Origin of the sequence: Rhabdothermincola salaria (genome assembly GCF_021246445.1) — a bacterium.
Taxonomy (GTDB): Bacteria; Actinomycetota; Acidimicrobiia; order Acidimicrobiales; family Acidimicrobilacustridaceae; genus Rhabdothermincola_A; species Rhabdothermincola_A salaria.
Map to the genome: position 1 here is coordinate 592,237 of NZ_JAJQXW010000001.1, position 23,595 is coordinate 615,831.

A 23,595-nucleotide genomic window follows, 5' to 3' on the forward strand; every position below is an offset into this window, starting at 1 on the left:
CTCTTCGTGATGGGGAAGGAGTCATGCCACTGCTCCGGGGTGCGGTGGGGCGGCGGCGTGATGGCTCTGGGGGGTCAGGCCGGCGAGGGCCACCGCCCGGGCAAACTCGGGGATCAGTTCGGCCGTCTCGTCGAAGCTGCCGACGTGACGCACCCTGCCGGCCTCGAGGTAGGCGACGCGGTCACAGCGACGAATCGTGGAGAGACGGTGGGCGACGACAACGAGGGTGAGTTCACCGGCCAGGGCTGCCACAGATTCGACGACCGCCGCTTCGGTCTCCACATCTAGCGCAGCGGTGGCCTCATCGAGCACCAGCACCGAGGGTTGGGCGTAGAGGGCACGGGCGATGCCCAGGCGCTGGCGCTGACCGCCGGACAGGCGGGTGCCGCGTTCACCGACCATGGTCGATACCCCCTCGGGCAGACTGCGCACGAACTCGTCGAGCTGGGCCCGGCGAAGGGCGTCCCACAGGAGGTCCTCGTCGACGGCAAGGCCGAAGGCAACGTTCTCGGCAACGGTGGCATCAGCCAAGAACACGTCTTGGGGCACCAGCCCAATCTCGCGTCGCCAGGTCCGACCGTCCTCGGCGAGGGGATGGCCATCGACCTCTATCTTGCCGGCTGTGGCCAGGCGCAGGCCACACACCACGTCGATGAGGGTGGACTTGCCTGCCCCGGAGGGTCCCACCACGCCGAGCGATGTTCCCGGTTCCACCGCCAGCGACACGTTCTGTAGTGCATCCGTGGGTGCCTCCCCGTAGCGGAACGACACACGGTCGAGAACCAGTCGGCGGGGGCGTCCCTCCGCCCGTCGGGGCGGCATTGATACGAGCGTTGGACCGGAGAGCGTCTCGATGCAGAGGTCGTCCAAGTCCGCAGTGATGGACTCCAGGGCAGCACGACCAACCTTCACGTTGGTGACGGCAGCCAGCAGGCGCGACAACGACGGCAGCATTCGGAAGGCCACGGCGAGGAGCACGGCCAAGGTCGCCAGACCTGCCCTGGAGCCATCGCTGGTGGCCACCACGACGCCGGCGATGATGCCGAAACCACCCATCACGAGGATCTCGAGGTAGTAGCGGCTCAGCTCGGCGGCGAAGGTCGTGAAGCGCTGCGCCCGTGCCTGGGCTTGCCGGTCCACGGCGAACGCCTCGACCAGGTCGGTCTCGGAACCGCGGAGACGATGCTCCCGGAGGCCGCCCAGGCCCTCCTGGATGAGCCGGATGACAGTGGCCGCCTTCTGCTGCACGATGCGGGCGTTGCGGCGGGTGCGCGTCTGCAGCACCTTGACGTAGAACAACGACGCCAGCCCGAAGTACGCCACGCCGATGATGGCGGGAATGGGGGCCGACACGACGAGCACTATGGCCAGCACCATCAGCGTGGCCGCCTCGGCCACGCCGCTGGCGGTGGCCAGCACCCCTTGTTGGAAGAACTGTTGGATAGAGGTGGTCAGCGTGCGCAGCGACGCCGACGTGTTGTGGTCGTCATGGAACGAGAGCGGGGCGTCGAGGTAGGCAGCGAAGAGGCGGGTGGCGGTGGTGGCCCCTGCGTTGAGAACCACGCCCACGCTCCACCAGCGGATGAGGGCCATGGCAACGCTCTTGGCAGTGAAGAAGAGGACGACCAGCGCCAGAAGCCAGCCCACTGAGAGTCCATCGATGAAGGGAAGAACGCCGACCGGGGATTCGCCCGAGGAGTCGGACAGGGTGTCGATGAGGGGCACCAACAACAAGATGCCGATGGCATCGAGACCGGCGGCCAGCACCGACAGCAGCGACAGGCCCGCAAAACGTCGAACGATTCGACGATCAAGGATCCGCCGAGCCTGCGTGAAGTACTCGGGCATCACAGCCGGCTCCCTGAGGTTGACCCAGTGCTCGACTTCAACTCACGTCCTCGATATCCGCCACTTGCGCATAGTGTAGAGCCTCGACGGGGCGAGGCAGCCGGACCTTGGGTGGCCCCTTGATCGGCGTTGACGTGGACCTAGTGCGGTCAGGATGGCGTGGGGTCGGCTCACAATTGTCGGGATTGTCCGGCAGCAAGGACGGTAATGGAGACGAATGGTCGGCGGTTGGTCGTCGTAGGGCAGGGTTACGTGGGGTTGCCTCTTGCCATGCGAGCGGTCGAAGTAGGTTTCAATGTCGTCGGAGTAGATACTGACGACGACAAGATCTCGGCGATCCGGGGTGGCAAGTCGCCCGTTGAAGACGTCAGCGGTCAGCGCCTCGAGGTGGCCTTGGCCTCTGGCCGCTACCAGCCCACGAGCGACGCTGCGGGCAGCAAAGGCTTCGATGTAGCGGTCATCTCGGTGCCTACCCCCCTCCTCGATGGAGTACCGGACCTCAAATACGTCGAACAGGCCGCCGCTGACCTCTCGGCGCACCTCCGACTTGGCGCGTGTGTGATCCTCGAGTCGACGACATACCCGGGTACGACCGAGGAGGTCGTCGCCCCGATCCTGGAGCAGGGAAGCGGACTGCGGGCAGGTCCCGACTTTCATCTCGGGTACAGCCCCGAGCGGATCGATCCGGGGAACGCCGAGTGGCGTTTCGAGAACACCCCGAAGGTCGTGTCCGGGATCGATGAGGCCTCGCTGGCAGTTGTGCAGACCTTCTATGGCGAGCTGGTCGAGAAGACGGTGGCGGTGTCGAGTCCCAAGGAGGCCGAGCTCACCAAGCTCCTCGAGAACACCTTCCGACACGTCAACATCGCCCTCGTCAACGAGCTGGCGATGTTCGCGCACGATCTCGGCATCGACGTGTGGGAAGCCATCGACGCGGCGACCACCAAGCCGTTCGGGTACATGCGCTTCACCCCCGGCCCGGGCGTGGGGGGGCACTGCCTGCCGATCGACCCGTCCTACCTCTCGTGGAGAGTTCGACAGTCTCTGGGGCACTCGTTTCGTTTCGTCGAACTCGCCAACGACGTGAACGATCACATGCCGGACTACGTGGTGCAGCGGGTGGTGGAGCTCCTGAACGGACGGAGCCTTCCGGTGAACGGCCGGCGTGTCCTCCTCCTGGGCCTCGCCTACAAGAAGAACACGGGTGATGCCCGGGAGAGCCCTTCTCGGCGCATCTGCGAGCTCCTCCTCGGGCTGGGCGCAGACATTCGGGTTGCCGACCCCCATGTGGTGGATCACCATGTTCCGGCGGGCGTGACAAGGGTCGAGCTGACCGCTGAAGAGGCGGCGAGCGCCGACCTCGCGGTGCTGATCGTCGACCACGACGACTTCGACCTCGATCTGCTCGTTCGGCACGCCACCCTCGTCTTCGACACGCGAAACAGGCTCACGGCGCCGAACGTTGTGCCGCTCTAGGCGGCGAGACGGGACCCCAGGTGGTGACGCCTCCGGATATGCCCGCTGGGTCCGAAGCGAGGTGGCGACCTTCGGCGATCGACGGCGCGGCGCTCGGTGGGCTCACCGTCGTGTGGTCGTGGTTCGCCAGCTTCCTCCGGCGCCCCGACCGGTGGTGGGCGATCCCGGCGGCCGTGCTTCTCGGTGCTTGCCTGCCAGCGATGGGCCGCGAGTCGGCGCGGGTCCTCGGTGAGGGGTGGTCGTGGGTGCTCCTGGCTGGGGTGGCCGGCGCCGGCTACCTGTGTGTGCCCGAGAACCGCCAGTACCTGCCGCTGATTCTCCTGATAGCGGTGCTGGCGGTCCTTCAAGGGTTCCGAGGCCGCGAGCGCTTCGAGTCGGCATGGTCCATTGCTGCTGCAGCCACCCTGGGGGCGGGGCTCTACGGTGCCACCGGTCGGCAGAGTGCTCTCATCGCGACGCTGTTCATGGTGGCTCTGTTGGGGGTCCCCGCTCTGCTGGCTCGTTCGTTGCGGGGTGCCCCACTTGGAGGGATGGCGCCGGCGGTGGTCGTCGGGCTGCTCGCCGGAGCTGCTGTCGCAGTGGCCCGTACCGGGGGACTGGCCCGCTCCCCGTGGCCAGCCTTGTTGTCAGTCGCAGTCGCGGCGGCCGGACTCGCGCTGTGTCTCGTTGCGGGCACGTGGTTCGTCCGGCGGTCTGCGTTGCCAACGTAGAGATGCGGCAGGCGGGGCCCACTCGTGCGGGTGGCTCTCAGTCGCCCGGTGGGATCTGAGCTCGCCGGGCGGGGTTGCCAACGACGGTGACCCCAGGGGGTACGTCTCGGACGACCACGGCGCCGGCTCCCACGGTGGCACCGGCTCCGATGCGGATGCCTTCGCGGACGGTGGCGTTGGTGCCGATGAGGACCCCCGCTCCCACTGTCACGTTCCCGCTGAGGACCGCTCCCGGCATGACGGAAGTGAAGTCGCCGACCACGTCGTCGTGGCCGACTGCGCTCTGGTAGCCGATGTACACGTGCCGGCCGATGGCGGCTGTCGCCGACATGTGAGCGCCGTCGAGGACAACTGTTCCTTCCTCGATCTCGACCGAGGTGCCGACCGTCGCTCGGGGGTGGATCAGCGTGGCCGCCCGCAGGCTGTGCGGTGGGAGCTGATCAATCACCTGTCGGCGGGTGTGGGGCCAGCCCACTCCAAGGATGTAGTGGGTGACATCGAGGTGGGGCAGCTCGGACAACGGACCGAGATGGGCGATTCGCCCACGGAACCGTTGCTCAGGAGGTGGGTCGTCGGCCAGGAGGCCGACCACGGGAAGATCGATCGCCAGGTGCTCGGCCAGGGCCTCGAAACCACTGAGGACGTCGCTGGCGTGGCCTCCGCCTCCGATGAGTACGACACGCACGCGGCCAACGTAGCCTCGGCTCGACCTCGACTGAGACGATCAGGCCGTCATCAGCAGTCGCACCTAACTTCGCCGACCGAGTCCGGCTTTTCGTGCGGTGGAGGGGAACTGGTCGACTGGGTGCCGTGGCGCCGACCGTCTCGAGGCAGCGGTGTACGGGCGGAGGACCTGCGGGGTAGGTGGTGCGGGCTCAACCCATCGGTCGCCCCAGTCCCAGGGGTCGCGTAGGATCCTGCGGTCGAGGGACTGCGGAGCCACCGGCGGAAGGCGGGAGTGTGACGAGGAAGCGAGCCAGGTTCGGGATCCGAACAGCGGTGCAGGTGGCCATCGATTGTGGCGCGTTCGCGGTCGGCCTGGTGCTGGCGATGGTGCTGCGCTTCGACGGCAACGGCCCGATCACCGATTTCGGCGTCTACGGCGGTCGTGAGCTCCTCGAGGGGCTCGGTCTGGCCGTGCTGGTGCTCGCCATCGTGGGGCTCCTCGCCCGAGCCATGCGAGGCCAGCTGCGCTACGGATCCTTCGAAGAGGTCATGCGCCTGGTCGAGACCTTCTTCGTGGCTGCCGTCGTGCTCTTGGTCCTCAACCAGATCCCTGACCAGGCCATCCTCCCTGCCTCGGTCATCGCCGGCGGCACCCTCGCCGGGTTCGCCGTGGCCGCCGGGGTGCGCTTCGCCTGGCGCCTGAACCGGGAACGCCGTCTGCGCCCCGGCGTCACCGCCGAGCCCGTGGTGGTGGTCGGCGCCGGCGAAGGCGGCGAACAGACCGTCACCGCCATGCTGCGCGACCCCGACAGCCCCTACCTGCCCGTCGCCATCATCGACGACGACCCCACCAAGGCCCGGTTGAAGATCCGCGGCGTACGGGTCATGGGCGACCGCACCGCCCTGGCCGCCGTCGCCGCCGAACACGGCGCCCGCGTCGTGGTCATCGCCATCCCCGGAGCCCGGTCCGAGACCATCCGCGAGCTCGCCGGGCTGGCCGTCGACGCCGGGCTCGAGGTGCGGGTGCTGCCACCCGTCTCCGAGCTGTTCGGCGGGGCCATCGGCGTGGGCGACATCCGCCCCGTCACCGAAGCCGATCTGCTGGGCCGCGAGATGGTGGAGACCGACCTCACTGCCATCGCCGGCTACCTGCAGGACCGCCGGGTGTTGGTCACCGGCGCCGGCGGCTCCATCGGCTCGGAGATCTGCCGCCAGGTGGCCGTGTTCGGACCGGCCGAGCTGGTGATGCTCGACCGTGACGAGTCCGCCCTTCACGCCCTGCAGCTCGACCTCTCGGGGCGGGCCATGTTGGATTCGCGCAACCTGGTGGTGGCCGACATCCGCGACCGCGACCGCATGTTCGAGGTCTTCCGCGAGCACCGGCCCCAGGTGGTGTTCCACGCCGCCGCCCTCAAGCACCTGCCACTGCTCGAGATGCACCCCTGCGAAGGGGTCAAGACCAACGTGTACGGCACCCTGAACGTGCTCGATGCCGCCGGGTCGGTCGACGTCACCGAGTTCGTCAACATCTCCACCGACAAGGCCGCCGACCCCACCTCGGTGCTCGGCTACTCCAAGCGCCTGGCCGAAGGCCTCACCACCTGGGCCGCCGGGCAGTACCCCGGGCGGTTCCTGTCGGTGCGCTTCGGCAACGTGCTGGGCAGTCGGGGGAGCGTCCTGACGGCGTTCCGCTCCCAGATCGAAGCTGGGGGGCCTGTCACCGTCACCGACCCGGACGTCACCCGCTACTTCATGACCGTCAGCGAAGCCGTGCACCTGGTGGTGCAGGCCGGGGCGGTCGGTGCCGACGGCGAGGCCCTGGTGCTCGACATGGGCGAACCGGTCAAGATCGACGACGTGGCCCGCCAGCTGGTGGCCCAGTCCCCCCGGCCGGTGGAGATCGTCTACACCGGCCTGCGTCCGGGGGAGAAGCTCCACGAGGTGCTGCTGGCCGAGGGCGAGAACGACCACCGCCCCGCCCACCCCCTCATCTCCCACGTGGTCGTGCCCGTGCTGCGGCCGGGCGACCTCGACGTGCTGCACAAGGCCTCGGGCGACAGCGACGACGCCGCTATCCCCGTGCTGCGCCGCATGGCCCTCGAGACCATGGCGCCCGGTGCGTCGGACGACATGCGGCGTACCCAATCTCCATGACCCAGAGGTCGATCATCGAGAAGCGCTTGGTCGGGAGAGATTCTGAACCGATCCGCTTCATCTCGCAGCGCGAGCACCCGAGGGCATCAGGTGCCCGGGGTGATCCACGTGGCTCCAAGAGAACGAGAGAACGGCCCCTGCCGGTTCGCTGATGTCGGATGGAGATGGCTCTCCCAGGCTTCACGTCCAGCGCACCCCCCTCTCGGCAGCCATCTGCGCCAATTGGGTCACACCGTGCGTGAGTCCGATCGTCTACAGCCAGGCTTCACTTCCGCCAGGCGAACGTGACATCTCGTGAGCTGTTTGCCCGAGCTCCATGGAGGCTTCGTCGGCCAAAGCGCGCTAGGGTCCCGCGCCTTGATTAGATATTTCAACATGGGGTGGGATGATGGGTGACTTCAGGCGGAGCTGGGGCCTTTTAAGCGTGAGTGCTTGCCTCTTGGCACTAGTGCTGGTGACGCCGGCGAAAGCGCAGGCCGAAGTTGTCGTCATTGGAAACGACCAAGAATCTCCGGTGTTGTCGTCGTTGTTGGTGTCGCCGACGTCGGCTGATGTGTCGGCTGCTGCGGTGCCGGTGTCGTTGGTGGCCGGAGCGGTGGACGATGTCAGTGGTGTTGACGGGATGTCGTTCCAGTTGGTGAACGTGGCGGAGGATGTCACGTATGCGGCTGGGGCGTCGCTGGTTGATGGTGATGCCTTGGATGGCACGTGGGAGGCAACGGTGGTTTTGCCTCGCTATGCGCCTTCGGGGACCTACGTCGTTCGGTGTGCCGTGCGTGATGCGGTGAACCGTTGGTCTGACGACTGCCCTGGCTCGTTTTCGGTGACGGTGACTGGTGGTGATGTTCTGCGTCCGGTGTTGTCGTCGTTGTTGGTGTCGCCGACGTCGGCTGATGTGTCGGCTGCTGCGGTGCCGGTGTCGTTGGTGGCCGGAGCGGTGGACGATGTCAGTGGGGCACGTGGGAGGCAACGGTGGTTTTGCCTCGCTATGCGCCTTCGGGGACCTACGTCGTTCGGTGTGCCGTGCGTGATGCGGTGAACCGTTGGTCTGACGAATGCCCAGCATCCGAGACCGTGGCAGTGACCAATGATTTTCAGCCGCCGACGGTCATTGGGACGGCGGATCGCGAACCGAATAGCGAGGGCTGGTACAACGGTCCGGTTTCGATCTCTTGGTGGGCTGAGGACAACGTGGACGGGGTCCTCCCAAGTCCGGCCCCTGTCACCCTGGGCACAGATGGATCGGATCAATTCGCATCGTCTGATTCTGTCTGCGACGCCGCGGGCAACTGTGCAGTGGGACAGTACGGACCAGTGAACATTGATTCGTCCCCTCCCGCGATCTCGCCGGTGCTGGACTCGAGCCCCAACGATGCCGGGTGGTTCAACCAGATGCCCACGGTGTCCTTCGCGTGCGCCGACGCCCTGTCAGGTATAGCGAGTTGCGCGGAGCCGGCGACCGTTGGAGAGGGTGGAGACCAGGCCGTCGAGGGAAATGCGGTTGATGTTGCTGGCAACGAGGCCACCGCACAGAGTGCAGGGCTGAACGTCGACCTGAGCGCCCCGCTGGTGACAGATCTCTGGCTTTCGGTCTCGCCTGTGTCCATGGCGCAAGACACTGTGGTAGGCGCGGACTTCCTTGATGAGCTCTCCGGCGTCGTGGGAGCGGAGTACTTCGTTGGGGCGGATCCGGGTGCTGGCGCGGGTCAGGTCATGTTGGTCGACGAGGGCGAGGCAAGCGCGACGATCACGGGAGGGTTGTTGTCTCCTGGCGTGCACAACCTCGGAGTGCGCGTGGTCGATGCCGCCGGGAACTGGTCGGATACCGTGACCATCTCACTCGTCGTCTACGACCCCACCGGCGATTTCGTCACGGGAGGTGGCTGGATCGTGCCGGGCGGTGACTTCTCCGATTCCGGGGACGACCTGCCGGGACTCGACGGCTCGTCGAAGGCGAACTTCGGGTTCGTGGTGAAGTACCGCAACGGCGCCTCGACGACGCCCGACGGCAACCTGCAGTTCGTATACCGCGCAGGCGACTTCCGGTTGCACTCCGAGTCGCTCGAATGGCTGGTCACCAACCCGACCATGGCCCAGTTCCAGGGAACGGCCACCATCGACGGGCTCCCCGGGTCGTACCGGTTCAGCGTGCAGGCCATCGACGGAGGAAGGAACGGGGCGGACCGCTTCCGACTCCGGGTCTTCGGTCTCGCAGACGACCCGCTTGCCGACTCGGCCACCTACCAAGCATCGGGTGACGTCAGCGGCGGCAACATCATCATCCATCGCCGCTGATCGGCGGGTCGACGGTGCGCGCTGACCGGCGCGAGGTGAGCTGGTCGGGCCAGGCGGATCGACGAGCGCCCACGACGTCGTGGTGGGCCACCGGGGCGGGTAGTCGGCGAGTCCGTAGCGGAACGAGGCGGTCTCGAAGGGGCCGTCGTCGCGGGAGTTGTCGTAGAACACCGCTCGGACCCGTCGCGGCGAGAGTCGGCCTGACTGGTCGCCTCTCTCGTCGGGTCCGCCGTGCGTCACCGGTGTCGCGACTGACGGGGTGGATCGAGCGTGGTCACGCCGGGGACCTGCAGCCGAGTGCTCAGCACCCCGCTAGTGGGCACGGAGCCGGCACCAGGCCCACCACACCACGCGCCCGCACGCGAACAGCCCGAGACCGAGCACGACGCCTACCGCGTTGGCGACCACGTCGCTGCGCTGGAAGTCCCGGGTGTCGGTCAGCACCCGTTGGGCGATCTCGACGGCGACACTCAGCCCGAACGCGGCCACCCCGACGAGCGCCGCACCCCACCAGGACCAGACCACGAACGCGAACAACAGCGTGACGACGCACCACACCGCGATGTGGACCTCGGTGTCGGATCGAGAGACCGGCACGAGCTCCGTCAGGCGGCCGGCCTCCGTGGCCGACACGTCGATGCGGTCGGAGAGCCTCCGCAGGGCACCGGGCGCCCGATCGGCCAGCATGAGCACGGCCGTGACCGCCAGGGCGCCGAGGCCCCCGAGGGCGACCGCCATCCGCAGCCACGTCGGCGGCGCATCGTCCCTTAGCTCTTGTCGCGAGCGGGGAGCCGAGGTGGCAGGGAGCTTCGACACTCGTGCAGTGTGCCCACGCCCCTGTCGATCAGGCACTCGCTGTCAGCCGCGCGGCGGTCTGCCCATGCCGTCCAGGCGCACGCGGGGCAAGGTCTGCACCAGCGCCACCTTGTCGCCGCGGCTGCGCACGAACCCGATCTCCAGCGGACGGCCGTGGTGGTCGAAGATCCGTCGCTCGAAGCGCATCAGGGCGCTGCCCACCTCGACACAGAGCAGGGTGGCGACCCCGGGGCCGGCGACGACCGCCTCGATGACGACCTCGGAATCGCCCAGCACGTAGCCGAGCGCCTCGAGGGCCAGGTACCAGTCGCCGTTCTTCTCCACGAAGTGGGTGACCCCCACCAGTTCCGGGAGGAAATAGCTGGTGGTGAGCCAGCAGGGCTGGTCGTCGAGGAACGTCCTCACCTCGATCCGGTGCAGCAGCTCGCCCGGCGCCACCCCCAGGAAGGTCGCCACCAGCTCCGGTGCCCCCAGGCGCTCCTCACGCAGGATCTCGCCGCGGATCCGCCCGTCGCGGTCCTCGAGGTCCGATCCCACGGCCCGCAGGGTGGAGAAGCGGTGGTGCAACTTGGAGGTCACGATGAACGTGCCCGCGCCTCGAACCCGTTCGACGATGCCCTCCTGGCGCAGCCCGTCGAGGGCCTCGCGGACGACGTTGCGACCGGCCCCGAGTGCCGCCATGAGCTCCGCCTCGGGTGGCAGGGCATCGCCCACCTCGCCCATGTGGCCGGCCAGGATCGACGTGCGCAGGATGTCGAGGACCTGCAGCGCGTCATCGGCCCGTCGCACGTTCCTGGGACTCGCCGACTCTGACAGCACCCCTCCCAGGGTGCCGCCGTCAGGTTTCGTCGATGTCAACACCTCGCATCGAACGTCTTGCCGCGGTCTTGCCAGGCTCGTGCCAGGGCTGCGCGCCGCCGCCTACGCGGCGTGGCACACGCCGAGCACCGCGTCCTCGGTGAGATCCTCGCCGCTCAGCTCCGCACAGATCGTGCCCCCTCGCATGACCAGCACCCGGTTGCACACCGCGGCCAGCTGCTCGTGGTCGGCCGAGCACATCAGCCCGGCCGTGCCCTGCTCGATCTGGGCCCTGATCAGCTCGAGGATGTCGCGACGGGCGCCGGCGTCGACGCCCTGGGTCGGTTCGTCGAGCACCAGGATGCGCGGGTCCACCTGGAGCCACTTGGCCAGCACCAACTTCTGCTGGTTGCCGCCGCTGAAGCGGCCGACAGGCATCACCGGATCCGACGGTGAGACCTGGAAGCGCCGCATCGCCTCGCCGGCCACGGCTCGCTCTCGCCGCAGGGCGAGGAAGCCCCTCGACCGGTAGCGGCCCAGGACGGGCAGGCTCAGGTTCTCCGCCGCGGTCGCCTCGGTCCACACGCCCTCGCGCTTGCGGTCCGAGGGCACCAGCACCATCCCCGCCTTCACCGCGTGGCGCACGCCGACGGGGAGCTCCGTGCCGGAGGCGCTGATCCGCCCCCGCCTCGGTCGGGCCCCGGCGAGGAGGTACGGCAGCTCCTCGTAGCCCGAGCCGGTCAAGCCGGTGATGCCCACCAGCTCGCCGGGCCGCACATCCAGGTCGACCCCGTTGACCACCGCGCCCGACAGCGAGCTCACCGACAGGGCCACATCTCCGCTCGGCCCGCTCGGCGGCGGGGGATAGAAGTCGCTCATCCGTCGAGCGAGCATGAGCTGGATCAACTCGTCCTCACCCAGCTCCGACGTCGGGCGCGTCGCCACCAGGTGCCCGTCGCGCAGCACGCTGACCCGATGGCACGTGGACAGCACCTCGGGCAGGAAGTGGCTGATGAAGATGACGCTGTCGCCGTTCTCGGCCACGCGCCGCATCAGATCGCGCAGCAGCTCGGCGTCGGCTTCGTTGAGGTAGGCGGTGGGCTCGTCGAGGATGAACAGCTGGTGCCCCCGGTTCGGGCTCACCGACAGCGCACGGCTGGCCCGCAAGATGGCGGTGATGGCCCGATCCGCAGCCGGCAGGTCGTCCACCAGCCTGTCGAGGGGGACCCGATAGCCGAACCGGGTCATCTGCTGCTCGGCCAGGCGTCGCTCCGCCGGCCAGTCGATCGGTCCCAGCGCCCGCTGGCCGTAGCCCGACGCGATGCCGAGGTTCTCCAGCACCGTCATCTGGCCGTCGAGGCCCAGGTCCTGGTGGATCACGGCGATGCCGTGGTTCTGGGGCCGTCCGACCGGCAGGTCCATGCGCAGCCCCCACGACACCAGCTCCGCGCCGGGGTCGGGCTCGTGGACCCCGGTGAGGATCTTGATGAGGGTGCTCTTGCCCGACCCGTTCTGACCCACCAGGCCGTGGATCTCCCCGGCGCGCACCTCGAAGGTGACGTCGTGGAGCACCTTGATGGCACCGAACGTCTTCGACACCCCGGAGGCGCCGAGCGCCAACGGGGCGGTCATCGTCCCCGCCCCGCCAGCTTGGCCAACGTGACCGCGATCACCAGCGCCGCACCGTTGAACACGCTCGAGACCCACGGGTCGGCTCCGAGGAGCTGCAGCCCGGTGATGCCGACGGTCAACAGGTAGAGGCCCACCAGGGTGCCCACGGCGTTGAAGCGACCCACCTTGAGGGTGGTGGCCCCCAGGAACGCCGCCGCGAACGGCTGGAGCAGGTACTGGCCACCGATGCTCGGATCCATGGAACCGAGGCTCCCGACCAGCACCAGACCGACGAAGGCGGCCAGCGTCCCCGAGACCAGGTAGGCACCCAGCCGCAGACGATCGACCGGCAGCCCGGCCAAGCGAGCCGCATCCCGGCCACCGCCCACGAACAACAGGTAGCGCCCCAGCGGTGTGCGCTCGTAGACGTACCAGAGCACGCCGATCAGCACCCACCCGTAGAGCGTGGACAGCGGGAACCCCAGGACCTCGGTGCGAGCGAAGTCCCGCAGCGGGTCGGGCACGCCGGCGATGACCCGGCTGTCGGTCGCCCAGTAGGCGAGGCCACCGAGCGCGGTGAGCATGCCGAGGGTGACGATGAAGGAGCTCACGTCGGCCTTCACCACCAACACGCCGTTGACGATCCCGACCACGAGGCCGACGCCCAGGCTGGCGAGCACGACCAGCGGCAGGGCGACGTCGTTGGTGGACAGCACCGCCGCCACCGACGCCGAGAGCGTCATGGTGGCGGCGATCGAGAGGTCGAAGTCGCCCGCCCGCAACACGATGGTCGCCGTGGCGGCCAGCAACAGCAGCACGGCCTGGGAGTTGACCATGGTCTGGAAGTTGGAGGCGGTGGCGAACGTGTCCGGCATCCACACGCTGAACACCAGCGTCAGCGCCACCAGGCAGAACACGACTCCGTAGCGCGAACCGATGGAGCGCAGCGCCGCCCCCGTCCGGCCACCAGGGCCGGACGGGGACGGGGCCGACTGGTCCGCCGTCGTGGGCTCGGCCGCGGTCGGCGTCGCCGTGGAGGTGGACGCAGCCACGGTCACAGACCCCAGGCCGTGGTGAACGCCTCTTCGTAGCCGTCGTAGGCGGGGAAGAGCTCGTCGTTGCTCGAGCCGATGTTCGTCTCGTCGAACAGCTGGACAGGGATCGTGTAGCCCTCGAACGGGTTGCCGAGGATGGCGTTGGCCAGCACGTCGACGGTGGCCCAACCGATCCACTCGTTCGGCGGGAACGCACCGTCGAGCGCCTGGTCGCCGGCCCGCACCAGGTCGAGGTTGGCCGGCACGCCGTCGTGGCCGAGCACCTTGCCCTCGAACCCGGCCTGCTGGGCCGCCGGCAGGGCGAACGTCACCGCCGAGTCGAACACCGGGACCAGGTAGTCGATGTCGCCCTCACGGCGCAGCACGTTCGGCACCTTCGTGCCGAGGTCGTTGGCCAGGTTGGCCAGGTCGACGTTCTCGCGGACCACCGAGCAGTCCGGGCAGTCCTCGGCCATGGTGGCCTCGATGGCCTCCATCATCTCGACCTGCAGCTCGAGCACGTCGGCGCCCAGCACGAACGCCGTGGCCTCACAACCCGAGTCGGCCATCATCCAGTTGGCCACCAGCTCACCTGAGCGGGTGAAGTCCGGGGTGACGTGGGCGACGATCCCGGTGCCCATCGGGTCTGCCGGGTTGCTGTTGAAGATGTCGACCACCGGGATCCCGGCGTCCTCGGCCTTCTGCAACGGCGCCGACGCCAGGTCGGGATCGATGCCGAGGATGGCGATGCCATCAGCGCCCTGGGCGACCGCCTGATCGATGCCGGCGATCCAGGTGTTCGTCTCGCCCTGACCGTCGATCACCGTCGTGTCCATGCCCAGCGCCTCGGCGCCTGCGGTGAAGCCGTCGGCCACCACCGTCGTCAGCTGGTTGTTCACCACGTTCACCAACCAGAGGCTCTTGCCCTCGAGCTCGGCCTGGTCGACCTCGCTCTCGGGGGCCACCAGCTCGAGCTCGGCCCGGCCGGCGTCGACCACCGCCTGGGCCGTCTCCACGCATTCCGAGGCTTCGGGGGTGGCGGCCTCGGCGGAGGACTGTTCATCATCGGAGCTGCCGCAGCCGGCCATGGCCACCACCGCAGTGGTGGCGACCACCGCAGTGGCCACTCGGGTGCGACCAGATCGAAGGCGCGGGGAACGGGACATGGGGGGACCTCCAGGGTCTTCGGGGGGATGGGGGTTGGGGGAAGCGGGGGAGTGGGGGCTGGGGGAGCGGCGGACGGCGGGTCCGGTGGGGGGGGGGGGGGGGGGGGGGGGGGGGGGGGGCCGGGGGGGGGGGGGGGGGGGGGGGGCGCGGCGGACGGCGGGTCCGGTGGGGGCGTGTCGTCCCGGCAGGCCGGGACGACACGCCGGGCCGGCTCAGACGCCGGTGGTGATGAGCAGGTTCCCGAACGGGTCGACGGTGGCCGACGAGCCCGGCGGCAAGACGGTGGCCGAGGACGCCTCCTCCACGACCCCGGGGCCGACGATCTCGTTGCCGGGCCGCAGCCGCGACCGGTCGTAGACCGCGGTGTTCTGGCGGACGCCGTCGAAGAGCATCGACCTCGCCCCGACCCGGGCCGCACTCGGGTCGGGTCCGACGAGCTCACCGGGCTCGAGGGCCAGCTGGGCCACGCTCGCCCGCCCGAACACCCGGGCGTGGACGAACTGCACCTCCTGGTCCGGATCGGCATGGCCGTACTCACGGGCATGCTCGTCGTGGAAGTGCCCGGTGGCCTCGGCCAGCACCTCGTCGGTGACCGTGGGACGGGCGTCCGGGTCCAGCGCGAGGGGGACCGACAGCACACCCTCCTCGCTCACCCGGATGTCGTCGTGGCCGGGTCCGTCCAGACGCTCGGTGAGGTCGCTGAGCCCCACCGCCATCGAATAGGCCTGGCCGTAGTACTGCATGTCGACGAAGTACTCGTAGGTGATGGCGGCGTCCTCGACGCCCTGGCGGTGGAACGACTCGGCGATGGAGTCCTTCAGCTCGGCGAAGGTGTCGCTGAGGGCGTCGTTCTCGACGGCCTTGCGGCGGCGCAGGACCGTGCGGCTGCGGTCCTGGACCATGTCGACGGTGAGCATCCCCCACGCCGACAGCACCCCGGGCGCTGCCGGCACGATGGCCCGGGCCATGCCGAGCTCCCGGGCCAGGTCCACCACGTGCAGCGGGCCGCCACCGCCGAACCCGACGAGGGCGAACGTGCGGGGGTCGTACCCCTTCTCCACGGTCACGAACCGGATCGCCTGCAACATGGTGGTGTCGAGGATCCGCACCATGCCGGCGGCCGCCTCCTCGACGCTCATGCCCATCGGCTCGGCCACGTAGGTGGCGATGGCCTCCTCGGCGAGCTCCGCGTCGATGGTCATCTCACCGTCGAGGAACCGATCGGCGGCCACCCGGCCCAGCACCACGTGGGCGTCGGTCGAGGTGGGACGCACCCCGCCCTTGCCGTAGCAGGCCGGTCCCGGCCGGGCACCTGCGCTCTGCGGGCCCATGTGGAGCACGCCGCCCTCGTCGATCCAGGCCAACGACCCGCCACCGGCGCCGATGGAGATGACGTCGACGCTCGGCAACAGCAGGGGCAGACCCCACTCGACAGTCAGCGGGCTCGTCCACCGAGGCGTGCCGTCGACGATCACCGACACGTCCGCCGAGGTGCCGCCGATGTCGATCCCGACGAGCTGGCCGATGCCGGTCAGCGACGACAGCGTCTGCAACGCCATGGCCCCGCCCGCCGGCCCGCTGCGGGCCAGCTTCACCGGCAGCGACGCCGCTTCGTCGATCGAGCACACCCCGCCGTTGGACTGCATGATCGCCACGTCGGCGGTGAGCCCGGCGTCGCCCAGGCCCCGTTCGAGGTTGCGCATGTAGGTGCGCACCTTCGGGCCCACGAACGCGTTGGCCGCAACCGTCGAACCGCGCTCGAACTCCCGGAACTCCTGGGAGCACTCGTGCGACGCCGTGACGAAGGCATCCGGCAGCGCCGCCTGCACCAACTCCTTGACCCGCTGCTCGTGGGCCGGGTGCTGGTAGGAGTGCATCAAGCAGATGGCGACCGACTCGATCTCACGGGCCTGGAGCGTCTCGATCACGTCGCGGAGGTGCTCCTCGTCAAGGGGTTGGGCGACCTCGCCGTCCCAGAAGAGGCGCTCCTTGAGCTCCAGGCGATGCCTCCGGGGCACCAGCGGAGCCGGCGGGTACCACTGCGCGTCGTACAGCTCCTCACGGTTGCAGCGCCGCATCTCGAGGGTGTCTCGGTGGCCTTCGGTGACCAACACCGCGGTCTTGGCCCCGCCTCGCTCGATGAGGGCGTTGGTGGCGGTGGTGGTGCCGTGGGCGATGCCGTCCACCTCGGCGAGCGGGACGCCGAGCTTCTCGATCCCCTCGATGATCCCGATCGAGGGATCGTCCGGGGTGGTGGGCACCTTCAGGGTGGTCGTCTCGGCGGTGGCGGTGTCGTAGAGGACGAAGTCGGTGAAGGTGCCACCCACGTCAACACCGATGCGATAGCGGCTCATGCCGGCACCTCCTCGTTGGTGCGCTCACGGAGCGAGGCCCGCAGCGACTCCGTGGCCTCGAGGTCGATCTCGTAGATCAGGCGTCGGCGGTCGATGGGCACGACCACCACGCCGAAGTCCTCGGCCGCGCCCTCGATGGACACGTAGTCGTCGATCACGTCCTCCAGCACGGCGGCGGGATCGCGCTCGAGCGGATCGCCGTAGCCACCGCCCCCGGAGGACCAGAACGACATCGAGTCGCCCTTCTCGGCGTGCTCGTTCACGGCGAAGATGCCGATCATGCGCTCCTGGTCGCTGTCCCGGTTGAGGATCAGGTGGGCGAGCTTGCCGGGGTGGCCGCCGAAGACCCCCGGCGGGCCGAAGCGCTCCCGGTTGCCGATGCACGACACCGTGCCGGTGGCGTAGGGGAACGACAGGAGCTGGTCCTGCCCCAGCCCGCCCCGCGTCCTGCCGGGCCCACCCGAGTCCTGCAGGAACATGTTGCGCCAGTACAGGACCGGGTAGCGGCGCTCCTGGAGCTCGCACGGGATGTTCTGGGTGCTGGCCGTGTAGGGCGACCCGACGCAGCTGGCCCCGTCGTGGGTCTTGGTGGCGCCGATCCCGCCGAACCCCCACGAGTAGTTGATGAACGACGAACCGAACTCGGCCCGGTCGTCGAACCCGGCGAACACCGCGTTGAGGATGCTGTAGGGGCTGCCTGCGCCACGCTCGGGGAAGGCCTTGGAGAGGGCCTGGGTCACGCAGCTGATGACGCACTCCATGCTGGTGGCCGCCAGGCCCGAGATGGCCGACGGAGGCTGGGCCCACAGCAGCGAACCCTTCGTCACCTTCAGGTCGATCGCCCGCATGACCCCGGCGTTCATCGGCATCGGCGGGAGGATCGACGCCAGGGCGATGAACACGGCCGACGTGGTGGCCGGCAAGGTGCAGTTGATGCCGCAGTCGGCCGCCGTGTCCGACCCGGTGAGATCGAACACGGCCTCGTCGCCATCGACGGTCAGCGCTAGGCGGATCACCTTGGGCTCGTCGGTGCTCAGGTCACGGTCCACCTTGTCCATCGAGTCGTAGCGGCCGTCGGGAAGGGCCCGCAGGGCGGCCCGGATCAAGCGCTCGGAGTGGTTCTGCGCCTCCTCCATGGAGGCCATGAGCACGTCGGCGCCGTAGCGGTCGGCGATCGCCTGGATCCGCCCCTCACCGGCGGCCAGCGCCGAGATCTGGGCGTTGAAGTCACCGCGCCGCTCCCACGACTCACGCATGTTGAGGAGCAGCACCTTGAGGACGTCCTCGTTGAGCACACCGGCCTTGTAGATCGCCACCGCCGGGATCCGCACCCCCTCCTCGAAGTGGCTGCGGGCCCGGCAGTTCAGCGAACCCGCCACGACGCCGCCGACGTCGGACCAGTGGCAGGTCGACGCGACGAAGGCGATGCGCTCGCCGTCACGGAACACCGGCTTGATGAGGTGCACGTCGTTGCAGTGCGTCGACGCCACATACGGGTCGTTGATCATGTACACGTCGCCCGGCTGCATGTTCTCGAGTCCGATGGTGCGGATCACCTCGGGCACGGTGAGCAGCGTGAGGCCAGTGAAGGCCGGCAGGTCGAACTCGCCCTGCGACGCCAGGTTCCCGTGCCGGTCGTAGATCGTCCCGGCGAAGTCCCGCCCCTCGTTGACCGGGGTGGAGTAGGCGGTCTTGGCGACGACGAGGGCCATCTCGTTGCTCGCCGCGATGAGCGAGTTGCGGATCACCTCGAAGGTGATCGGGTCGATCGCCACCGTTGCGGTGTCGTCGGAGTCGGACACGATGATCCTCCTGGGTCGGGGATGGAGCGGATGACATCCACCGGGGTTGCTGGCATCGCATCGCCACCGGTCGGACGCAGATCAAGGTCGCGCCGGAGTCTTTCGATCGCGGGGCCTGCGTGTAACGCCTCCGTTGCGCCAGGTTCGCCTGGCTGCAGGGCCGTGCTGAGCTGGGGAAACGGCTGGTCGACCGGTGGCAGCGCCACCCTGAGGTGGTGCTCCGCCGACCGTTCGCGTGCCGGTCGAGCCACTGGGTGCGCTCCGGAGGCGGCGGGGAAGCGAGCCGCGTGGTGCCTTCACCCGTGCGGAGGAGGTTGCACTGTCGCACCCCCTGGGCATGATCGAGGGACGCCTCATCGGCTCGGTGGGTCGGCCGGTCACCTGTCGATCCAGTCGGGATTGTGACGAGGTTCCTGCGTTCTTCTCGCAATGGGGTGCGTACGTCAGTTCGTCTGTGGTACGCTTCGCTTCTTCCCCTTCGACACTTCGGTGTCCCTCAGTCCGTCGATCACCGCACGAGGTGAGGAACATGTTCGGAGGGGTTGTCTGCGACGACGCTCGCCACCCGTGGCGTTGCTGCTCGCCCGGGATGTCGATGTCGATGTCGCTGTCGATGTCGATGTCGCTGTTGCCCTTCGGCCGTTGCGCCGACCGGGTGCCCGGGTCGATGCCGGGTGGGTGGTCACGGTGACGACGGCCGAGGCGCCGGAGCTCACCTCGGCGGATGTGGAGCGCGCCCTGGCCGGTTTCCTCGAGCGTCTGGAGGTGGGCACGCTCGACGCGGGAGAGGCGACGGCGTTGGGCAAGCGGCTGGGGCGCATCAAGGTGATGGCCGAGGTGGGCCAGGCGAGGTGCTTGTTCCGGGCGGCGGCGGTGTCGTCTCGTCCGCGCCGAGGCGACGAGGACGGCTCGCAGTGGGTCGCCCGCCGAATGGGCACCACCCGTTCCAGGGCCCAGCAGCTGTTGGAGCTGATCGGCGGGCTCCAGGCGGCGCCGGCCACCAAGGAGAAGCTCGAGACAGGGGAGATCTCCACCGAGCAGGCCATCGAGGTCGTGCGCACCGAGAAGGCTGCGCCGGGCACCGAGAAGGACCTGCTGACGCTGACGGAGATGGAGTCGTTGGGCGAGACCCGGCGGCGCGGCAAGCGGATCCGGGCCAATGCGCCAGGGGCCGAGGATCGAGTGGCGCAGGCCCATCGTGACCGTCGCCTCTGGTATGGCGACGACGGTGTCATGGGGTGGGGTGGGTGGAACATGCCGCTCGCTCGGCACGCCGAGCTGGTGGCCCAACTCGAAGCCGGCGCCGATCACGAGTTCCGCAAGGCCCGCCGTGAGGGGCGCCGGGAACGCCGCGAGGCCTACGCCGCCGACGCGCTCCTGGCCCTGGCCCGCGATGCCGCCGCGGCCAGACGGGCCCGGCTCTGCGCCGACGACGACGACGGCGACGGCGACGGCGACGGCGACGGCGAGGCAGGTCTCACTGCGGGGGACGAGCCGCCGCCCGACCCGCCCGGTGGGGTGGGGAGTGGGTCAGCCGGTGCGGCGGGTTGCGAGGCGCGGGACTGGCCGGTTGATGGACCTGCGTCCTCGGACGCGAACCACGGGCCTGTCTCGGACGAACCCACGCTGCCCGGCTTCGGCGCCGACGCCGAGCCCGCGGACTCGGGTTCGTCGTCGGGTGATGCCGGGGTGCAGCCGGCCGGCTCGAGCGCGGCGCCGCAGCCCCCGTCCGAGCAGGGGGAGCCGGATGGCGCGCCGGCGCAGTCCGCCGCCGAGAAGGCAGGCCCAGGTCGTGCGTCCAGCGGTGCCACGGGTCCGCCGGATGCGCCGGATGCGCCGGCGACGCACAGCGCCGCCGAGGACGAGGAGCTCGGTGGTTTGGCAGCCGGTCCCGCCGGGCGACGGTCCGACGCCGCGAATTCGGCTGCGCAGCCGATTGCCGACGACGGATCGAACGTGCCCGCCGGCCACGTCGACGCCGACGGTGCTGGTCCACCGGCTCGCCGCCGTGCGGAACGAGCCGATGCGGCTGGGCTGCCCCTGCAAGGCCGCACGAGGCGAGCCGACGGTGCTGCGCCACCTACTCGAGCCCAACCGCGACGAGCTGCGGTGGGGGAGTCGAAGGTGAGGGTGAGCGGCGCGGCGTTGCTGCGAGGTCGAGCGCTCGGTGGCGAGGTGTGTGAGGTGGTTGGCGTCGGGCCCGTGCCCGTCGGGGAGGTCCTGCGCTGGATCGACGGCGGAGCGTTCGTGGCCGTGGTGGTCACCGGCGACGATCCGCTCGACGTCCACCTCGCGGCACGGCTGGGTCGGCACCCGGGTTGGCTGCTCGACGTCGGCCGCAGCGGCGAGGACGGAAAGCCCGACGCTCGCGATCGCGGCACCGCCAGGACATCAGCGAGGCCGCCGGGGGCGTCGGGACCCCACGCCAGTGTGACCGTGGTGGTGCACGTGACCCGAAGACAGCTCCAGCGCATCGGTCCGGCGGAGTTGCAGGCCGCCGTCGAGCGCAAGGGCGTCGACCTGCGCACGCTCGTGCACCAGGGGAGGCGACCCAACGTCGTGCAGCAGATGGCGCTGATCTGGATGTCGCCGGAGTGCTGCGTGCTGGGTTGCCCGAACCAGGCCCGGTTGGAGGCCGACCACCTCCGGGACTGGCACGTCACCCGCCACACCGTGCTCGCCGAGCTCGACCACATGTGCACCCCGCACCACCGCCTCAAGACCCACGACGGCTACCGCCTCGCCCCCGGTCGAGGCAAGCGCCCCCTGCTGCCTCCGTGACCTGGCGCAGTCATCGCCGACCTGGCGCAGTCATCGCCGACCTGGCGCAGTCATCGCCGATCCCCGAGGCCGGCCATCGCTGGGCTGCGGCTCGTTCCCACCGCGCCACCGGCGTCGACGGTCTCGACCGTCGCACCCGACCAGAGGAGAGACCGTCAGATGTCGTTCCCCGGCGACCAGGAGCCGCCGCGCTACGCCTGGTACGACCTGGACGAAGCCCTCGAGCTCCTGGCCGTGCTCGAAGACGCCCGCGACGCCCTCACCGACTCCAGGCACCTCGCCGTCGTCATCACCCTGGAGGCCCAGATCCGGACCTCAGCCATAGACTCGACGTCGACGACCCGCAGGGAGGCCCCGATGCCCACTGAAGCCCTCCGCGCCTCCGAGGCGGCACGCCGCCTCGGCATCCCGACCAAAGACCTCCTCCGGCTCATCCACGACCGGATGATCCGCTACGTCATGATCGACGGCATCGCCCACGTCCCTGTCGACGCCATCGACGACTACCGGACCCGCGTCGCCTCCTGACCAACGCCGTATGCGGCCCGACCGTCTGCGCTCGATGCTCGACCTGTAGGCGCCGACCGCTCCCCGCCACCGAGGTGGGCGGCGTGCCGTCTCGGTCGGCATCGCTCGCGGGTCGACGGTGCTCGCGGTGTCGACGAGATGGAGCCCGGGCTCGTGCGAGGACACCGTCTCGGTGCCGGCCTCCAGGGGAGCGTCGATGAGGGCTCAGCGGCGGTTGTCGCTCAAGGTCGGCGGCCGAACGGTCGAGGTGACCAGTGGCTACCGGACGTGGTCTTCCGCAGCCGACGGCTCCGGGGCGACACCGGGCCACCGACCGAGGAGCCCCATGACCACCACCGCATCCAGGCGACGCCCCACGAGGGCGCTCGTCGTCGCCGCCGCCCTCACGCTGGCGCTGCTCGCGGCCGCCTGCGGCAGCGACACCTCGTCATCGACCACCACGACGGGGTCCGACACCACCGCCGACGCCAGCGGTTCGACGAGCGACACCTTCCGCATCGGTCTGCAAGGACCCCTCACCGGCAGCCTGGCCGACCTCGGCCAGGGCATGCTGCGCGGCGCCGAGATGGCCGCCGAGACCCTCAACGCCGACGGTGGCATCGACGGGCGGCAGGTCGAGATCGTGCCCATCGACGACGCCGGTGACCCCGACACCGGGGAGGCGGCCGCCACCGAGGCCATCGACGCCGGCCTCGATGCCGTCGCCGGTCCCTACAACTCCGGGGTGGGCAGCGTGACCCTGCCGCTGTACATCGACGCCGGGCTGGTGCCGATGCGCCTCACCAGCGCCGACAGCACCGCCGGCCTCGGCTTCACCCTCCAGCCCATGACCTCCCAGATCGCCCCGGCGGCGGTCACCGCCATCACCACCTGGGCCGAGGCCGACCGGGTCGCGCTCATCGTGGACTCGACCGAGGAGTACACCCAGGACGCCGCCGCCGCCATGGAGGAGCTGCTGCCCGAGGCCGGGGTGACGATCACCGGGGTCGAGGAGATCCAACCCGGTGCCGACAGCTACACCGACGCCGTCGAGGCGGCACTGGCCACCGACCCCGAGCTCGTCTACGTGGTGACCTACTCGCCCGAGGCCGGTGCCATCGCCCAGGACATGGCCGCCGCCGACCGCAGCGACATCCGCTGCCTCATCGACTACGGCGGCTACGACGACGGGTTCGTGGCTGCCGCCGGCGACGCCGGGGCCCGCTGCTCGCTGGTGGGCGTGCCCGCCCCCGACGACTTCCCCGACAGCGCATCGCTCGTCGCCGCCTTCGAGGACACGTTCGACGCCGAGCCCGGCGCCTGGACGCCCTACACCCACGACTCCGTGCTCCTGCTCGCCGACGCCATCGAGCGCGCCGGGAGCACCGACCCCGAAGCCCTCACCGAGGCGTTGGCCACCACCAGCGGTTGGACCGGGTGGACCGGCACCGTCTCCTTCGACGCCGACACCGGCGATCGCGAGCCGGCCCCGGTCACCGTCGACACCCTCGGTGACGACGGCCACCTCCACGTCGACGACACCTGGGCCGCCGCCGTCGGCTTCACCTACTGATCC

General features: G+C 69.6%; 16 protein-coding genes. 7 read left to right on the top strand and 9 right to left on the bottom strand.

Features of this window, described 5'->3' with window-relative positions; genetic code table 11:
- Window positions 1-21: 21 nt before the first annotated feature.
- The gene (locus tag LUW87_RS02785; RefSeq protein WP_232669548.1) at window positions 22-1,848 is read right to left on the bottom strand and encodes an ABC transporter ATP-binding protein; all 1,827 of its coding nucleotides are present in this window, start codon (window positions 1,846-1,848) and stop codon (window positions 22-24) included.
- A 207-nt stretch (window positions 1,849-2,055) separates the two neighbouring features.
- Between LUW87_RS02785 and LUW87_RS02790 the strand changes: the two genes are divergently transcribed.
- The gene (locus LUW87_RS02790; protein WP_232669549.1) at window positions 2,056-3,324 is read left to right on the top strand and encodes a nucleotide sugar dehydrogenase; all 1,269 of its coding nucleotides are present in this window, start codon (window positions 2,056-2,058) and stop codon (window positions 3,322-3,324) included.
- A gap of 747 nt (window positions 3,325-4,071) precedes the next feature.
- Here the strand turns inward: LUW87_RS02790 and LUW87_RS02795 are convergent.
- Window positions 4,072-4,719 carry a NeuD/PglB/VioB family sugar acetyltransferase gene (locus LUW87_RS02795; protein ID WP_232669550.1) on the bottom strand — a complete coding sequence of 216 codons (648 nt, stop codon included), beginning with the start codon at window positions 4,717-4,719 and terminating at the stop codon, window positions 4,072-4,074.
- 320 nt (window positions 4,720-5,039) lie between these two features.
- Here LUW87_RS02795 and LUW87_RS02800 point away from each other — a divergent pair, with 320 nt between their 5' ends.
- The 3 genes from LUW87_RS02800 to LUW87_RS19010 all read left to right on the top strand — a co-directional run bounded on the left by LUW87_RS02800 (window position 5,040) and on the right by LUW87_RS19010 (window position 9,149).
- Window positions 5,040-6,854, top strand: coding sequence for a polysaccharide biosynthesis protein (locus LUW87_RS02800; protein ID WP_232669551.1), 1,815 nt, complete (start codon window positions 5,040-5,042; stop codon window positions 6,852-6,854).
- 385 nt (window positions 6,855-7,239) lie between these two features.
- Window positions 7,240-7,893, top strand: a complete 654-nt coding sequence (locus tag LUW87_RS02805; protein ID WP_232669552.1) for a hypothetical protein — start codon at window positions 7,240-7,242, stop codon at window positions 7,891-7,893.
- 35 nt (window positions 7,894-7,928) lie between these two features.
- The gene (locus LUW87_RS19010; protein ID WP_232669553.1) at window positions 7,929-9,149 is read left to right on the top strand and encodes a post-COAP-1 domain-containing protein; all 1,221 of its coding nucleotides are present in this window, start codon (window positions 7,929-7,931) and stop codon (window positions 9,147-9,149) included.
- Between the two features lie 312 nt (window positions 9,150-9,461).
- Here LUW87_RS19010 and LUW87_RS02815 read toward each other — a convergent pair whose 3' ends face one another.
- From LUW87_RS02815 to LUW87_RS02845, 7 genes are all read right to left on the bottom strand, one after another.
- Window positions 9,462-9,887, bottom strand: a complete 426-nt coding sequence (locus LUW87_RS02815) for a VanZ family protein (RefSeq protein WP_232669554.1) — start codon at window positions 9,885-9,887, stop codon at window positions 9,462-9,464.
- Window positions 9,888-10,007: 120 nt separating this feature from the next.
- The gene (locus LUW87_RS02820) at window positions 10,008-10,754 is read right to left on the bottom strand and encodes a GntR family transcriptional regulator (RefSeq protein WP_232669555.1); all 747 of its coding nucleotides are present in this window, start codon (window positions 10,752-10,754) and stop codon (window positions 10,008-10,010) included.
- A gap of 132 nt (window positions 10,755-10,886) precedes the next feature.
- Window positions 10,887-12,395, bottom strand: coding sequence for a sugar ABC transporter ATP-binding protein (locus LUW87_RS02825; protein ID WP_232669556.1), 1,509 nt, complete (start codon window positions 12,393-12,395; stop codon window positions 10,887-10,889).
- Window positions 12,392-13,426, bottom strand: coding sequence for an ABC transporter permease (locus LUW87_RS02830; protein WP_232669557.1), 1,035 nt, complete (start codon window positions 13,424-13,426; stop codon window positions 12,392-12,394). Before LUW87_RS02830 ends, LUW87_RS02825 begins: the two co-directional genes overlap by 4 nt.
- 2 nt (window positions 13,427-13,428) lie before the next feature.
- Entirely contained in the window at window positions 13,429-14,574 is a 1,146-nt protein-coding gene (locus LUW87_RS02835; protein ID WP_232669558.1) for a sugar ABC transporter substrate-binding protein, read from the bottom strand.
- 213 nt (window positions 14,575-14,787) lie between these two features.
- Window positions 14,788-16,929: a hydantoinase/oxoprolinase family protein gene (locus tag LUW87_RS02840; RefSeq protein WP_232669559.1), complete on the bottom strand. Its 2,142-nt coding sequence runs from the start codon at window positions 16,927-16,929 to the stop codon at window positions 14,788-14,790.
- Entirely contained in the window at window positions 16,926-18,731 is a 1,806-nt protein-coding gene (locus tag LUW87_RS02845; RefSeq protein ID WP_232669560.1) for a hydantoinase B/oxoprolinase family protein, read from the bottom strand. Before LUW87_RS02845 ends, LUW87_RS02840 begins: the two co-directional genes overlap by 4 nt.
- 567 nt (window positions 18,732-19,298) lie before the next feature.
- On the opposite strand from LUW87_RS02845, the gene LUW87_RS02850 reads away from it, so the two are divergent.
- From LUW87_RS02850 to LUW87_RS02860, 3 genes are all read left to right on the top strand, one after another.
- Window positions 19,299-21,512 (top strand): hypothetical protein, encoded by a 2,214-nt coding sequence (locus LUW87_RS02850; RefSeq protein ID WP_232669561.1) that lies wholly within the window; start codon window positions 19,299-19,301, stop codon window positions 21,510-21,512.
- Between the two features lie 159 nt (window positions 21,513-21,671).
- Window positions 21,672-22,040 carry a hypothetical protein gene (locus LUW87_RS02855; RefSeq protein ID WP_232669562.1) on the top strand — a complete coding sequence of 123 codons (369 nt, stop codon included), beginning with the start codon at window positions 21,672-21,674 and terminating at the stop codon, window positions 22,038-22,040.
- A gap of 325 nt (window positions 22,041-22,365) precedes the next feature.
- The gene (locus LUW87_RS02860; protein WP_232669563.1) at window positions 22,366-23,592 is read left to right on the top strand and encodes a branched-chain amino acid ABC transporter substrate-binding protein; all 1,227 of its coding nucleotides are present in this window, start codon (window positions 22,366-22,368) and stop codon (window positions 23,590-23,592) included.
- The last annotated feature ends 3 nt before the right edge of the window (window positions 23,593-23,595 follow it).